This window comes from Aeromonas sp. R1-2, from assembly GCF_040908505.1.
GTDB classification, from domain to species: Bacteria; Pseudomonadota; Gammaproteobacteria; order Enterobacterales; family Aeromonadaceae; genus Aeromonas; species Aeromonas veronii.
Map to the genome: position 1 here is coordinate 21,450 of NZ_JBFODU010000042.1, position 15,057 is coordinate 36,506.

8 protein-coding genes, 3 tRNA genes and 3 pseudogenes are annotated in these 15,057 nt (G+C 47.6%); 9 read left to right on the plus strand and 5 right to left on the minus strand.

The window, feature by feature from the left end; translation table 11 throughout:
- Positions 1 to 90: 90 nt before the first annotated feature.
- The 4 genes and pseudogenes from AB5Y76_RS15400 to AB5Y76_RS15415 form a co-directional block, all read right to left on the minus strand.
- Positions 91 to 399: pseudogene (locus AB5Y76_RS15400) on the minus strand (transposase); the annotation flags it as partial.
- A gap of 314 nt (positions 400 to 713) precedes the next feature.
- Entirely contained in the window at positions 714 to 1,067 is a 354-nt protein-coding gene (locus AB5Y76_RS15405) for a hypothetical protein (protein ID WP_146045101.1), read from the minus strand.
- 809 nt (positions 1,068 to 1,876) lie between these two features.
- Positions 1,877 to 1,952: transfer RNA gene (locus AB5Y76_RS15410), tRNA-Asn, on the minus strand.
- Between the two features lie 4 nt (positions 1,953 to 1,956).
- Positions 1,957 to 2,032, minus strand: a tRNA-Asn gene (locus AB5Y76_RS15415).
- Between the two features lie 488 nt (positions 2,033 to 2,520).
- Here AB5Y76_RS15415 and dauA point away from each other — a divergent pair.
- The 7 genes from dauA to AB5Y76_RS15450 all read left to right on the plus strand — a co-directional run bounded on the left by dauA (position 2,521) and on the right by AB5Y76_RS15450 (position 10,953).
- Positions 2,521 to 4,257 carry a C4-dicarboxylic acid transporter DauA gene (dauA, locus tag AB5Y76_RS15420; protein WP_120414449.1) on the plus strand — a complete coding sequence of 579 codons (1,737 nt, stop codon included), beginning with the start codon at positions 2,521 to 2,523 and terminating at the stop codon, positions 4,255 to 4,257.
- 183 nt (positions 4,258 to 4,440) lie between these two features.
- Positions 4,441 to 4,528 (plus strand) — tRNA-Ser (locus AB5Y76_RS15425).
- Positions 4,529 to 4,611: 83 nt separating this feature from the next.
- Positions 4,612 to 5,919 carry a site-specific integrase gene (locus AB5Y76_RS15430; protein WP_225319180.1) on the plus strand — a complete coding sequence of 436 codons (1,308 nt, stop codon included), beginning with the start codon at positions 4,612 to 4,614 and terminating at the stop codon, positions 5,917 to 5,919.
- Positions 5,920 to 6,630: 711 nt separating this feature from the next.
- A complete protein-coding gene (locus tag AB5Y76_RS15435) occupies positions 6,631 to 7,827 on the plus strand; it encodes a tyrosine-type recombinase/integrase (RefSeq protein WP_043159184.1) in 1,197 nt (398 codons plus the stop codon).
- Between the two features lie 137 nt (positions 7,828 to 7,964).
- Entirely contained in the window at positions 7,965 to 8,927 is a 963-nt protein-coding gene (locus AB5Y76_RS15440) for a site-specific integrase (protein ID WP_016351022.1), read from the plus strand.
- A gap of 537 nt (positions 8,928 to 9,464) precedes the next feature.
- The gene (locus AB5Y76_RS15445; protein ID WP_016351021.1) at positions 9,465 to 9,722 is read left to right on the plus strand and encodes a hypothetical protein; all 258 of its coding nucleotides are present in this window, start codon (positions 9,465 to 9,467) and stop codon (positions 9,720 to 9,722) included.
- 220 nt (positions 9,723 to 9,942) lie between these two features.
- On the plus strand, positions 9,943 to 10,953 hold the full coding sequence (locus AB5Y76_RS15450; protein ID WP_227273846.1) for an AAA family ATPase: 1,011 nt from the start codon (positions 9,943 to 9,945) through the stop codon (positions 10,951 to 10,953).
- Between the two features lie 764 nt (positions 10,954 to 11,717).
- Here the strand turns inward: AB5Y76_RS15450 and AB5Y76_RS15455 are convergent.
- Entirely contained in the window at positions 11,718 to 13,922 is a 2,205-nt protein-coding gene (locus AB5Y76_RS15455) for a TonB-dependent hemoglobin/transferrin/lactoferrin family receptor (RefSeq protein WP_075384264.1), read from the minus strand.
- A 167-nt stretch (positions 13,923 to 14,089) separates the two neighbouring features.
- On the opposite strand from AB5Y76_RS15455, the pseudogene AB5Y76_RS15460 reads away from it, so the two are divergent.
- Both AB5Y76_RS15460 and AB5Y76_RS15465 read left to right on the plus strand, forming a co-directional pair.
- Positions 14,090 to 14,619, plus strand: a pseudogene (locus tag AB5Y76_RS15460) (IS3-like element ISAs22 family transposase); the annotation flags it as partial.
- A 91-nt stretch (positions 14,620 to 14,710) separates the two neighbouring features.
- Positions 14,711 to 15,057: pseudogene (locus AB5Y76_RS15465) on the plus strand (transposase); the annotation flags it as partial.

The following is a 15,057-nucleotide window of genomic DNA, read 5'->3' on the forward strand; positions in this document are numbered from 1 at the left end:
GGGGAGGGGGCGGTGGATTTACTGGGGATTTTGCGTGAAATTTGCCGACGGTGGCGTCGGCGTGACGGTCCGACGCCTCGTCGGCATCGACGCGACTTTCTCTGTGCGAACGCACTTGCTGACAATGCTATAGTCTGGTACACACCTTGGCACATCCATCAGCCCAAATAATGAACCGAATAGTCCCTGGGTAGCTTGTAGAGTGAGGCTGGGCATATCCTTGAGTGTGCAGATAGTTTGGTCAGTGTAGAGCTGGCTGAGGCCCCGTTGCTCATGATGGTCATGGTGCAACCAACAGTTCATTACGGCGGTATCAACCCAGAAGGTGAGAGCGCTACGATAAATCTGATACTTGTTGTATTGAAAGCAGTTGGTGATGGAGTAACACGCCTTGCACATGCGTGCTGACCTGCTAATCAGAGTCCCCTCGGTTGGCTTCACTTGGATTGCTGCGATTTGGAAAGCAATAGCGATGTTACCTACACCCTCAGTCAGCGTAACGATGAAATATGCCGTAAATTGCCGTCTTTATCGAAAAATACCATTTAAACCGATTGAAGGTATAGTTCAAGTAGAGAGCATGAGCTTATACAAAGGCTTGTCGCACCTTTCCTAAGAGTTCACTGCGGGGTGATGAGTTTTGACGACTGTAAGGGGCCAACTGAATGCCTGTACCATCGATGGCAAAAAAATGGCACTGTAGACGGCAAAAATTACCCAATTAAATTGTCAATAGCCTTTTTGAGCACTAAATCTCTTTGTTGCTTATAATCTTTCAATTTAATTGAATCATCAGTTGTGATTGACTTTGATTTTATTTCCATTGCATCTATTTTTTTGACAAGATCATTGTATCGACTACGGTCAAAGCCTAGGTATTTATCCACTAGATTTTGTGAAGCTATCTTAGTTGTAAGGCCTTGATTATCTACATAATTATCTCTAGGTAGCCCTCTTTTGAGATACTCGTAAGTAAGTGGTTGGCGATTCTGATACAAAGCGTGTTCAAGTAACGCTTGAGTAACATTTCTATTGCTGGTGTCAGACGGCGTTTTTTGTTGCTCCATGACCTTCATTGTGGCTCGAGCCATCAAGAGAGTATGGGGGAGTTTATGGCTTTTTATATACATAGCAATCATCCCATGGGAAATCGGTGACAAGAGCATGCAAATTACAGGCCAACAATGCCCCCCTCATTGCTTTAATATTATTTCATGTGTTATTTGTGGTGATGCATCTGATACGTTCGCATGGTCTGAGCAAATATATTACTTATAGATAGAGTGACGGTTGTCATGACACTTTAGTTCTGTGTGAGAAACGTCTATTTCGTGTGGAGGGAGATAGATATTGCCGACGGTCGCGTCGGTGTGACGACCCGACACCTCGTCAGCATCGACGCGACTTTGCACAACCCTTGGCAAACTCAGCTACAGCCCAAGCGACCGGATATGCCCCAGAGCTGCTCCGGTCTTGCCCACTAACCATTCCTCCTCCCTTGCCCTTCGTGAGCGCCTCCATCTTTCAATCTGTGTTATCTCCACGCCAGAGCCACTTGCTCCGGTCTGACCATCCCCATGGTCTCCCAGCAGAAAGACCGGAAGCTGTGACCGGAGGTTTTTTCTGGGGGGATTTACGTCAGGGGAGGGGATGGCTTCTGGTTTGGGCTAGATCATGACCCATTCACCAGCTGAACTGACCGGATAGGGACCGGAGTAATCGTTAGTCGAATTTGAATTGAGAGAAAACAGGGAGAGTGGATCGTTCACTGCGAGGGGAATGTGGCAGAGCAAGCGGTGAGGGGGAGCTGGCTCAGCTTGAAACAATGGAGAGATGGATACGAAAAAGCCCAGCCAAAAGGCTGGGCTTTAGAATTTGGCTCCCTCGACAGGACTTGAACCTGTGACATACGGATTAACAGTCCGCCGTTCTACCGACTGAACTACGAGGGAAAAGTGGCTCCTCCTACTGGACTTGAACCAGTGACATACGGATTAACAGTCCGCCGTTCTACCGACTGAACTAAGGAGGAATTGCCTGTCTCGTCAAGACGGGGCGAATATTAATGACCAGGGCGACGGGTGTCAACCCGCGAATTTCCCAAAAACCGGATTTTCGGATTGTTTGCCCAAAAGTTGCGCTTTGCGGTTTATTTTCAGCACAATCAGTCCCTTGCCATCGCTCCCCCCCAACCGGCGCAGGGGGCATTGGTTCGGTTCGCATCAACCTGATGATGACAGCATGATGTCGCGAACGTGCTGGCAACTCTATGAGGCTCAAATGGTAATCTTTGTGGCAAAAAGGGGGAGAGCAGGAGCCAAGATCGGCGATTTGGCGGCAAATAGGCCAAATAATGGGTGAGCGCGCGTTTCATTGATCCTGCCCATCGAAAAAGTGGCCCGTCTGGAGTAAGGTTACGCAGGATACCATCGCCGCGTCGACAGCCCTGCCGGCCCTTGATGATGATCGGGCGCCGGATCTCTCCGGCCTTTATCTCCCTCTTCTGGTATTACGATATACATGCACAAGCAAGCCTCTTTAAATAGCGTGAAGCTCGCCATAGCCTTACGCCAGTCCTGTATTGATGAACCCTACAGCATGGCCCGCTTCGGCCGTGATCTTATCGCCGGTGTGACGGTGGGCATCATCGCCATCCCGCTCGCCATGGCACTGGCCATCGCCAGCGGTGTACCGCCGCAACACGGTCTCTATACCGCCATCATTGCCGGTATCGTGATCGCCGTGACCGGTGGCTCCCGCTACTCCATCTCCGGCCCGACCGCTGCCTTTGTGGTGATCCTCTATCCGGTTGCCCAGCAGTTCGGGGTCGGCGGTCTGTTGATGGCGACGCTCATCTCAGGCCTCTTTCTGGTGGCGATGGGGATGGCCCGTCTTGGCCGCCTTATCGAGTACATTCCCCCGTCAGTGACGCTGGGTTTTACCGGTGGTATCGCCATCGTGATCGCCACCTTGCAGATCAAGGACTTCTTCGGCCTGAGCGTGCCCGAGATGCCGGAAACCTATCTGGGCAAGGTCGAGGCGCTGACCGCCGCCCTGCCAAGCTGGCAGTGGGGCGATACCCTGGTGGGGGTCGCAACGCTGGCCGTGCTGCTGCTCTGGCCGCGCCTGCGTCTGCCGGTACCCGGCCACCTGCCCGCGGTGCTGGTCGGGGTAGGTCTGGGTTTTGGCCTCCATTACTTTGGGGTGGATGTGGCCACCATCGGCAGCAAGTTCAGCTATACCCTGGCCGATGGCACCCAGGGGATGGGGATCCCGCCCATCGCGCCGACCCTGGTGATGCCCTGGGCCTTGCCCGGACCTGATGGCTTGCCAGTTGAATGGAACTTGGCGGCTGTTGAGCGGCTGCTGCCTGCCGCCTTCTCCATGGCGATGCTGGGGGCGATCGAATCGCTGCTCTGCGCCGTGGTGCTCGATGGCATGACCGGTCGCAAACACAGCTCCAACGCCGAACTGGTGGGGCAGGGGCTTGGCAACATCTTCGCCCCCTTCTTTGGCGGTATTACCGCTACCGCCGCCATCGCCCGCTCTGCCGCCAACGTGCGTGCCGGCGCTACGTCCCCCGTCTCGGGGATCGTCCATGCGCTGGTGGTGCTGGCCGCCATTCTGGTGCTGGCCCCCTGGCTCTCCTGGTTGCCGCTCTCGGCCATGGCTGCCTTGCTGCTCATCGTGGCCTGGAACATGAGTGAAGCGCACAAGGTGGTGGAGCTGATCCGTCGCGCGCCCAAATCCGATGTGCTGGTGCTGCTGGTCTGCTTGTCACTCACCGTCATTTTCGACATGGTCATCGCCATCACCTTCGGGGTGATCCTGGCCTCCCTGCTCTTTATGCGCGAAATCGCCAAGATGACCAAACTGCACGATTTGGCCGAGCACAAGCGCTATGCCCATGAGGTGCCGGACAACGGCCTGCTCTACAAGATCAACGGCCCGCTCTTCTTCGCAGCGGCCGAACGGGTCTTTGCCGAGCTGGAATCACAAGTGAAAGGACACAAGGTGCTGGTGTTGCAGATGGAGGCGGTTTCCATCCTCGATGCGGGCGGCCTGTCAGCCTTCCTCCACTTTGGCAAGCAGATGGCTAAAGCCGGTGTCGAGTTGCGGGTGGCCGAGTTGCAATTCCAACCGCTCAAGACCCTGGCCCGTGCCAAGGTGCGGCCGCAGCCCGGCAAGCTGGAATTTTACGGCTCGCTGGAAGAGGCGCTCAAAGGTGAACATTTGCACGAAGCGGCAGTAAATTGATTGAAAGGGATACGAAACGGCATATTTTTGGTCACTTTGTTCGGATATTGAGCAAGCGAACGCAAAAAGTAAAAAATTGCATTGACCAAAAGCCATCGTATCCCTTACATTACGCCCCGTCGCCGCGGCATGGTCCGCCAGTGAATGTGCAGCTCAAGCACATAAAGCAGTGAGCAAAAATTTGGTGAGGTGTCCGAGTGGCTGAAGGAGCACGCCTGGAAAGTGTGTATACGGCAACGTATCGAGGGTTCGAATCCCTCCCTCACCGCCAAATATAACCCGTTGAATTTCAACGGGTTTTTTCATTTCTAGACTTACGTGATTTTTTTCCTGGATCAACTGGGTGGAACAATCATGTATCTGAGTAAAAATGCCTCCGGCACCTACTACACTCGTCTCCCGCTGCCTAAGTCACTACGTGACCGTGGCTTGCCCTTCGCTATCCGTACTTCCCTTTGCACCAAAGATCGTCAGCTCGCCGTAGACCGCAACCTGGCAGTGGCAGCTCGTACTCGCGCACTTATCGCGGCTACTCCTGCCGATACTGCCCCCCGCAGTTTCTATCGCTGGGTCCGCGCCGATCTAGACGCGTTCAAAGCAGCGGGGTTCATCCCTCCTCAAACACCTTCCACACCTCGTGAACCTTCTGTTGATGCCCCAGCTTGCCCCAGCAGTGGGATCATGCTCACCCACGCATTGGCGAGATTCATCGAGACTAAAACCAGTGAGGGGATCCAGCATAGGTCGGTGGGCCAGCTCCAACTTCGGATCAACGCCTTCGTCACCTGGGCCAAAGGGGTTAAAGTCGATGAGGTGACGCCCGCTCTGGCGCAGGAGTACCGCAACAGCTTGCTGCGCAAGAACGACATCAGTTTCAAAACTAAGACCGATTACTTGGCTGCCCTGAAACAGTTCTTTCGTTGGTGCGTGGCACTGGACTATTGCAGTCGTAACCCATTCGATGGGCTGACGGCAGGTAAAAAACCGAACAAACGGGCGGATGAGGAGCGAGTGCGTTGGTATCGCCCTCAACTGGCCCAACTGTTTGCCAGCCTGCGCAGCAAACAATCCCAGAAAGGCAAAAAGTTGAAAATTCAGGACTGGTGGGTGCCCCTGCTGTGCCTATACGCAGGGTTGCGGCCTTCCGAGGCCTGCCAGCTCAAAACTCAGAACATCAAACAGGTTGAGGGGATTTGGTGTTTGATGGTCGATGCGGGAGAGGCGGATCAGCAGCTCAAAACCATCAATGCGTACCGTACCGTGCCACTGCACAGTGCGTTGATCGGACATCAATTCCTGGACTATGTGGAGAGTCGTCGCAGTCAAGGGAAGGTATTTTTGTTCGATGACCAACCATCAGGCAAAGACGACGACTGGGCGCATAACATCACCTGTCGCTTCCAACGCCACCTCAATGAGGCTGGCATCGTAGGTCAGGGCCGTCCCACGCTTTACGGGCTGCGGCATACCTTCATCGATGAGTTACAGCAGGCGGATGTCGCTGAGCATGTTGTAGCCGAACTTGCGGGACACAGTAAAAACGGCCTGACGTTTGGCCGCTATGGCAAACGTGTGAACATTAGGCTGCTGAATGAGAAAATCCAATCCCTTCCTACCGACCTGATACCCCACCACCTGCTGTCAGGGGGAAAATCACCGTAAAGATGACGCATATTTTTTGGGTAACAGGGCTGTCTCCCCCCATGAAAAAACCAATATGAGAGCATTTCTCAGCGGTTTAATGGGGCGGGCATGGCCCTATCTTCATGATTTATAATGATTTTAAGTACATTGGAAAATATTTAAAAAACCTAATAAAAATATGTTGACATTTCTTTTTCTTTGTGGGTTATTTTCATTGACGAGTGGTCCTCAATCGTTGTAGTATGCTGATAAAGCTGCTAACAAGGACATAACAACGACAGTAAACACGAAGGATCGAAACGAAATGAATATGGCGTAGAACACACCGACACGTTTATCTCGTTCAAACAAGGGTTATCACCCCTTCAGATTTAAAAAATACCGCCAATATCACAGCTATCTTCGATACGCTGAACGGGTTGTTATTACCCAAATTCGGGTGAAGTGAATAACACATGGTATTTGCTTGATGCAATGTTGAGTAAAAATCTGACGGGAACATTTGATTATATCGATTAAATGACATCAGCTATCGCTAATGTATACTTGGCATTTGACAAATTAACAGGATTTTGAGGTGAAACTTATCTGTTTATAGCGTCACAGAGTAATTTATATCGCTGTTTTTAGGTGCACTATTACCCTCTCGGTATCGATGCGTGAGCATCACGTTTTGCTATTGCTGTTTTTGTAATTGAAGGAGTATTTATAACTGTAATGAGGGTAATTATGAACAAACAAACCAATAAAAGGACCGTTCAAAAACAAAAAACTAAACACAACACTGTGCGTTCAGTCATTGTTGATGAGCATTCACTGGCGTCAGCCATTCGTCAGCACCTGGAAATCAAAAAATACCAGTATGCGCAGACAACCTATGACATTTCGAAGCGTAAAGCAGAACAGTTGATAAAATGGATTGGTGATAAACCGCTGACGTCATATCGTGCGAGTGACATTGAACTGCTCGTAGTGAAATTTTGCAACAAAAAATATAAAGGAAATACCATTAACCAATATTTGGATATATTGAGACAAGTGTTTGCCCGAGCTGTCAGCGATGGTGTTATTCATATCAGTCCAATGGATGGCATTAAAAAATGCAAATTTGAGGTGGACGAACCCGATCCATTTTATCAATACGAAATTAAGGCATTTCTTGCCCTGAAAAGCACCCATTTGCTGGAGGTGTCACTCATCCAACTCGGTATCTCTACGGGTCTGCGCATCAGTGAGTTAATGGCGGTCAGTGCGGAGGCGGTCAATCTCGACAAGAAGACCTTATTGGTTGACCTTGCGTTGGTTGATGGGCAGTACAAAACGCCCAAAACCAGGGGATCTATTCGCACGATAGAGCTGTCAGAACAGGCTGTTGGATCTCTCAAGACCCTGATGAGGCTAGCGGAGCATCGTAAGGCTAAGAAGATTACGGTCACGAGGTCGGATAATCGCACTCAGATGAGTGAACAACGCACCCTGCTGGCTTACTACAGCGCCAAAAGGCGCAGTTATGCCTCGGTTGATGAGTTCCGTGAGCGGTTTTTCAGGCCGTTCTGTCAGGCTGCTGGGGTGCGTTATCGGGGGCCATCTCAATTTCGGCACACCTATGCAAGCCAACTGCTCTCGGCGGGGATCAGCATCGAGTGGATAGCCCGTCAGATGGGGCACACCGGTACGGAGATGGTGGTACGCCATTATGGCAAGTGGTTGATGGAGGACGCCCCTGATTATAGGGGTAGGGCTGACACGGTATTTAATGCCTGTATGGCTGGTCAGCAGGCTCAAGTTACTGTGCCGAGCTGTAATCAAAAAACTGAAGATAAAAACACAGAAAGCGAATTCGATGTCGACGCATTACTGGCAACTCCTGCTGTCATGCAGAGATTGATGAGTGTTTTAATGCAGCGAATTTCTGTGGCGCAGTAAATCACTGTCTACATCACGCATTCAGCATTAATTTAAAACTAAATCGCACCTTTAATAAAGGGATCCACGTCGTGGGTGGGGAAATCCTGCCCACTATCTAAAGAAGGCGTTATTCAAGCGCTCTGGGAGATGACCGAATGGCTACACAGGCAACGGAAAAGGAATATGAAAGACTGGCAAAAAATCATTATGAAATCCTAAAGGAAAAGGGCCTTAATATCACAGCAAAAAACATTGCGGATGAATTGTTGGCTCGCGCTTCAAAATGCAGTCCTGGCTATTGGCGAAAACTGCGCTGTGCACTGGTATATCATCAACAATTGTTGAATTTTCCCGACGCGGCCGAGCGAATTCAGGCCCTGAGTAGGCCAGATATACCGGTTAAGGCAAAACAAAAAAGAGTTAAAAAGGTCGATAATGATGATCTCGTTGCACTGATTCAGTATTTTAAGGCGCGTAATGACAGCGCTATGTTGGCGGCCATATTGTTGTTTATGCGCGCGGGGATAAGACCTGCTGAACTAGCCACCATAACTGCGCAGGGTAATCGGCTCACCGTTATCGGAGCCAAAAAAAGCCATGATGGCAAACGTGGTGCAGATAGGGTCTTACAGTTTGACACGCTTTCGCCAGAGAAATTGCAACTCATGGTGACCGAGGCAAAGAAAGCAAAAATTGGCTCATTGCAGGACAAGCTGCGTGCGGCGGGCAAAAACCTCTGGCCGGCGCGAAAATCGCTGCCGACCTTTTACAGCTGGCGCCATCAGATGGGCTCTGAGCTCAAAGCGTCTGGGCTCGACCGGCAGCGCATTGCCTACATCATGGGTCATCAGGCAACGTCTTCTGTGGACAAATACGGCAATCGTAAATCCGCTAATGGTAACGTGTTACCCACTTGCCCAGCGGATGCTGACCTGAGCCATATCAGGACAACGCACGCCGAGCTTTCTGTGGATAACAAAACTTATCGCCAGGTAGCTACACCCACAACAGTGGCTGAGCCCTCGCCGAGCGCAGATTCAACTTCCCCAACAACGCCGAGAGGCATGGCGGCATTTATCAATCGGCATCGCGATGCCGATGACGACTTATCCCGATAAGGGAGCGGCTACAGTGGGACAGCCTTGCTGCTATCACAGCATGGCAAATCCCCCTGGGGCGCAACCGTAAGAACGCCTTCGTCGCAACCGTAAGAACGCAGAGCCAACACAGCGTAAGAACGCGGGGTAAAACATTCTTACGAACGTAAGAATGTGGGTGTGGTGAGAGTAGCGAACCCGGAACCCCCGTAGGTTGCGCAGCGACCGGAGTGGGGTGGAGAACCCATTTTTATGGAGGGTATGAAGCGATTAATATGGCATGACAAAGGAGCCGAATATAGGGGTCAAGGTGGAGTCTGACGAGGCACGAGGAGGAACTACCTTGATGCCTATATATCGGTGACGGTCATCCATATTGATGGCGAAATACCAGACATAAAAAATGTTTAGATGATTATTTGTTATTACACAAAACGCAGCCATAACATCGCTTGGTGCTGATCAATCGAGGGCGTTTACATCACAACCAGTATCTAACCAGCAGAATTTATGACAGCCGAAAAGGCACCATATTGTTTAACAACATAGAGGAAATAGATGAAAATTCTAAACGAAATTTTGGCAATCATTTCAGAACACCCGCGCACCGGATCTAGCAGGGTGCTGGCTGCTGCGTTGGCATCGGCATGTAACACTCAATACACAGTGTCATTGCTCGATGTGTCTGTGAGGCTCGATGAAAGTGGCAGGCGGCTGGTTGAGCGCCTTGCTCGGATCACTCTGGAAGCCGATTATTCGAACGATGCACAGGATCGGGCGCTCCAACGCCTTCGGGCGCTCGGGCTCATTTGCTGATCGAGGACAGACGACCAATGCCACCATTGTTGGTGGCATTTTTATACCTGATTATCCATGCCCTTCATACTGATAGCGCAATATCAGACATAAAAACACTGTATCTGCAACAACACGGGGTAGTTAATTATACATATACGCATGATTAGCTTATGCATATATGTAAACGATGAGACATATCAACATAGTACTAAGTCACCACAATAATATAGGTATGTTTATGAATAATGAAAAACATTATAATTTCAGTCCTGCTGCTGGATTAATTTCCAGCCAGCAACGCCCTAATTGGGTGGTGGATAATCTGATTGAAAAAGGCGAACAGTGGATTATTAATGGCTCGCCCAAAACGGGTAAATCGTTGCTTGCAACGCAGTTGGGCTTGGCTGTAGCCAGCGGTAGTGTATTTTTAAATTGGGAAATTAAAAAGCCTGCGCTCGTATTGTATATGGATTTTGAGGTCAATGACAGATTGTTTTGGCAGCGGTACTACACCATGTCGGAACAGACCAACTTGGGAGATGCAAAAAACATTAAAACATTCTTGCGGTGCGGCGATTATAAATCGACTGATGTATTAGATCCTATGGCATCACAGGCAATAATAGATATTGTCAACGACATTCAACCGGATTTGATCATCTGGGATGTCCTCGCTCGGATGCATAATGCAGAGGAAAACAACAATGGCGAAATGGGTCAGGTGATGCGAGCCATTCGAAAAATCAGCGGCTCAGCTGCACACATCATCGTTCATCACGCAAGAAAGGCTTCGCCTAATGCAGGTGGGGTTAACACTGGCGTAATGAGCATGCGAGGAGCTTCTTCGATTCATGGTGAGGCCGATGGTGTCATCTCACTGGGGACGCGAGAGGGTCAGGGCGCTCGCTACAGCCTGACGTTCAGTGCGAGGGCGGTTGAAACACCTGACGAAATTCTCCTTAATCGTATTGGGCTGACATTAGTCAGTGCCATTGGGGAGGAGCGCGACAAGCTGATGGATGGGCTGCTGGAGGCGCTGGAAGGCCAAGCGGTGATTTCTGCCACCACATTGACCGAGAGGTTTTGCCAGTATTTCTCTGTAAAAGAACGGCAGGCAAAAAATTACATAAAAAAATGTGTCGATAATGGTTGGGTGACAAGGGGGGCGACATCTGAACGGACTGAATATGTATTAACAGATGGCATTGCTATCACACATTTAGCAGATTCATCCACATCCGCCAATTAATTGGATGCAATGGTGCAATGAACTACATATATATAAGTATTGCATGTGATATATTGCACCCCCTTAACAATCCCCCGGCTCGATGAGGATAAATCTACTCTTATCCTCATCGGTTGACATCTCGAAAATAAGTAGGTATGAAAGCATCAAACATTCATTTTAAAAAGTCTAGCCCCCCCGTTTGTTTTCAAATCCAAAAGGAATTTTTTCATGAAAACAAAAAACGGTTTTTTTATTTTATTGGCTGGGATTGAACTTCATGCTGCCTCTTTTTCAGTGCGCGATCCTCCTTATCGCCATTTGTAAAAAGGCGTCTCATCGAAAAGCGGTCTTTACTTTCATAAATTCCACATAGAACTGCGTTCTATGTGAATATACGATCCAGAGTTTAGCAGCGCAGGCTGGTCAATAAGAACTCATCTCCGTGTATTAACGGTCAACTCTGAGCTCGTTAGGAGAGACCCGTCGGCCAAGTAGTACGGGTGCGTTCAAGATACGAGAAAATTGTACTTATAAGCACCCCAGTTTTTCGGGGGGATTACCCTCAATTCAAGCTGCATCGATTTGGGCAACAACGCCCTTGACCACTACAGTCAGAGTTGCAACGAGGACAGTGAACGGTGATGGATGCCATGAAGCTATGAGTCTCAAAGGCTCCCATCATATCAACTCAACCGATCGGAGGCATCACCTATTACTTATGAAGGAGATGGAAATAAATTATTTGCATCTCCTTTAAGGCATAATATGAAATGAAATTTTTGTCAGAAGATAAATGCTAATTCAGCAGAATAATTTCTACCTGGAGAAGTGAGCCTACTCAACCCCTTTCCTTGCTCATCAATCATATTGGTTGTGCCAAACTCAGGAACGCTTCGCATAGCATCCCATGTTGTATATTCTCGATTGAAGACATTGAAAATTCCTGCTCTGAAGAATACAAAGTCAGTAATTTGATATTTACCAATCAAATCAAAAACAAAATAGGAATCATTAACATACTTCCACTCTTTACCATTTCTAATGGCATCGCTTAATTTTTTACCTTTTGAATAAGTTAACATACCATCTATATCAAACTCCCCATTAGATGATGAGTACTTCAAAACGGTTATATTTTTAAGTGGTTGAACTGCCATTAAAGAATCACCATTAGATGCTCGACCATGTTGATAAGATATTTTGTTCTCTATGGAAAAATCAGATAGGAAAATATTTGCATCAAGTTTTATTGATGCATCTATACCGTTTATTTGTGCTGACTCTATGTTTGTGTACTGCAAGTGATTCTGGGATAAAAACTCCGGCCCCCATTGCGCATACCAAGGATTGGGAGTTAATCGTTCACTTTGTTTAAGATCGATAAAATCACTATATTTTGTATGATATCCATTAATAGCTGCATTAATAATTCCTTTTTCAATTTTCAATGATACTTCATTAGTTATTGCACTTTCCTCTTTAAGTTCATTATTAGGCTCAAGGCGGTTTGCGGACCCATCAGTCCCAAAATCAAAATATAATTCTTGTGCTGTTGGCGTTCTAAATCCTTTACCCAATTTATATGATACTGTAGTGCTTTCAATAGGCTTATAGTCTAACCCCAAGCCCATTGATAAAACAGAATAATTATGTCCTATATAACGATGTTCTTTATTACCTGTTGTTCTTGGTTTGCTTTGTCCAGGTTTGTGTGCAATCCAGTCTTTTCTAATACCTAAATGTAGATTCATTGCTGAAGAAAGTTTAATCTGATCAAAAAATGATATATCATACTCTTCACTTTTTACTGGTGTGATAATTGAATAGCTTTCGTCAAATTTTTCATTTGAAAAGAAAATTGTATCAACGTTCTCATTTTTCAATTTCTTTATTTTTAGCCCATTAGATAACGTAAACTCATGATCAATATCAAATGTACTTGCTTTGTCAAAGTCTATCAACATCTTCAGTGTTTTATTATCTTGTTTAATTCGTCTATTGTATATATGTTCAGTTTTATTTGTTTTAATATTTTGTACCATACTAATGGCTGATTGATCAATTGATTGTTGTCCAGCAGATATTTTTAGCTTTTTAATAAAATTGTTTTGCTCTCGCTCATAATAAGCACCGAAGGAGCCTGATAATGAAAGATCATCTCCAAGTCTCGCATCTGATCCAAATAGCTCCCATGACTTTTCATCTGTTTTTGTTTTTTCTTTTTTTTCATTCCAAGAAAGCCCCAATGTATCCTTTTCAGTAAGATAGGCATTCAGCTTTATAAGTGTTGCATTGCTATTTATTTTTTGTGGGTCTGGAGTTCCTCTTGAACGACCATAGACATCATTATCTGGTGAGTGATTTTTATTTTCATGCATTTTTCTGTATGTATTTAGTATCATGAAGTCGATATGTGAATTGCCACTGGCAAAACCTATCGTTTCTTTTTTTTGATTATTTCTAGAATAAAAAGCACTTTTCGATATAAAACCAAAACCTTTTTTATCATCTATTATGTCAGATGGGGACAATGTTTCATACGAAATACTCCCCCCCATAGAGCCACTGCCATTTAAAATGGAGTCAGAACCTCTATTAATCGTAATTATTTTTAGCCAATCAACCTCGGTTTCATTAATCGTTCCATTAAAATATCCATATCCTTTATAAATTTCATTGTTAAATGTTTCTGCTTGCTGTATGCCATCAACAAAAATACCAACACGATCACCATCAACTCCACGAATAGCTAGACCATTGGAGCCGAATCTACCGCCATCAGTAACGCCGATATCCGGTTGTGTACGGAGCAAACTTCTTAAGTCAGAAGCTAAATTTTTAGATATGTCATTTTGACCAAGGGTAATTTCATTTATGTCATGATTCCGTTTACCTTTTATAACCATAACTTCATTAGGTTCACTTGCAAAGACGATAAATGGTGTACAGCAAAATGTAATGATCAATTTATTTTTTATTAAATGCATATCAAAACCCATAGATGCAAATGAGAGTGATTCCCATTATCACCTTAAAAATAAAGGATTGCAACATTTTAAAATCGATGTATCACTCGTTGCTACGGTAATCCCCCCGAAAAACTGAGGTGCTCATAAGTAGAATTTTCTCGTATCTTGAACGCAGGAGGTTCTACATGAAAACATCACGCTTTAGCGATGCACAGATCATCGCCATCCTCAAGCAGGCCGAGTCTGGTTCACCCGTCCCTGAGCTCTGCCGTGAGCATGGCATCAGCTCCGCCACCTTCTACAAGTGGCGCTCCAAATTCGGTGGCATGGATGCCTCTCTCATGGCGCGCCTCAAAGAGCTGGAAGAGGAAAATCGCCGCCTTAAGAAGATGTATGCCGAGGAGCGCCTAAAGGCTGAGATCATCTCCGAGGCGATGGCAAAAAAGTGGTGACGCCATCTGCCCGCAGGGAGATGGCGACCAAGGCTGTGGCTCATTACGCCATCTCTATCCGTCTGGCTTGCCAGGTGTTCAAGGTGAGCGAGGGTTGCTACCGTTATCAGCCCGTGCTGGCCGATGAAAACCAGGAGATTGCCGACTAGCTGCTGCGCCTCACCGCCAACCAGCGCAACTGGGGTTTCGGACTGTGCTTCCTATACCTGCGTAACGTCAAAGGCTTTGGCTGGAACCACAAGCGGGTCTACCGGATCTATCGGTAGATTGGCCCCTTGAAGATCCAGACACTTCGCCCCTCTTAACTTAAGAGGTAGTCTTGGAACTATGTTCAGTACTAGTCGCAACGAGAAGATGGTCGAAATGTTAACAGGGGCTGAGCGCCGTCGACGCCGGACTCCACAAGAAAAGATCGCCATCGTGCAGCAGACCTTTGAGCCCGGGATGACCGTCTCTCATGTTGCTCGCTTGCACGACGTCAACGCAAACCAGCTTTTCAAATGGCGTAAGCAATTCCAAGAAGGGTCTCTCACGGCGATCACCGCCGGTGAGGATGTTGTTCCTGCTTCCGAGTTGGCTGCTGCCATCAAGCAGATCCGAGAGCTTCAGCGTCTGCTCGGGAAGAAGACCATGGAGAACGAGATCCTCAAAGAAGCCGTGGAGTATGGTCGAGCAAAAAAATGGATTGCGCATGCGCCCTT

Excerpts from the sequence above, each read along its gene's own strand:
- AB5Y76_RS15405 (WP_146045101.1), bottom strand. The coding sequence starts at position 1,067 with ATGGAGCAACAAAAAACGCCGTCTGACACCAGCAATAGAAATGTTACT.
- dauA (WP_120414449.1), top strand. The coding sequence starts at position 2,521 with ATGCACAAGCAAGCCTCTTTAAATAGCGTGAAGCTCGCCATAGCCTTA.
- AB5Y76_RS15430 (WP_225319180.1), top strand. The coding sequence starts at position 4,612 with ATGTATCTGAGTAAAAATGCCTCCGGCACCTACTACACTCGTCTCCCG.
- AB5Y76_RS15435 (WP_043159184.1), top strand. The coding sequence starts at position 6,631 with ATGAACAAACAAACCAATAAAAGGACCGTTCAAAAACAAAAAACTAAA.
- AB5Y76_RS15440 (WP_016351022.1), top strand. The coding sequence starts at position 7,965 with ATGGCTACACAGGCAACGGAAAAGGAATATGAAAGACTGGCAAAAAAT.
- AB5Y76_RS15445 (WP_016351021.1), top strand. The coding sequence starts at position 9,465 with ATGAAAATTCTAAACGAAATTTTGGCAATCATTTCAGAACACCCGCGC.
- AB5Y76_RS15450 (WP_227273846.1), top strand. The coding sequence starts at position 9,943 with ATGAATAATGAAAAACATTATAATTTCAGTCCTGCTGCTGGATTAATT.
- AB5Y76_RS15455 (WP_075384264.1), bottom strand. The coding sequence starts at position 13,922 with ATGCATTTAATAAAAAATAAATTGATCATTACATTTTGCTGTACACCA.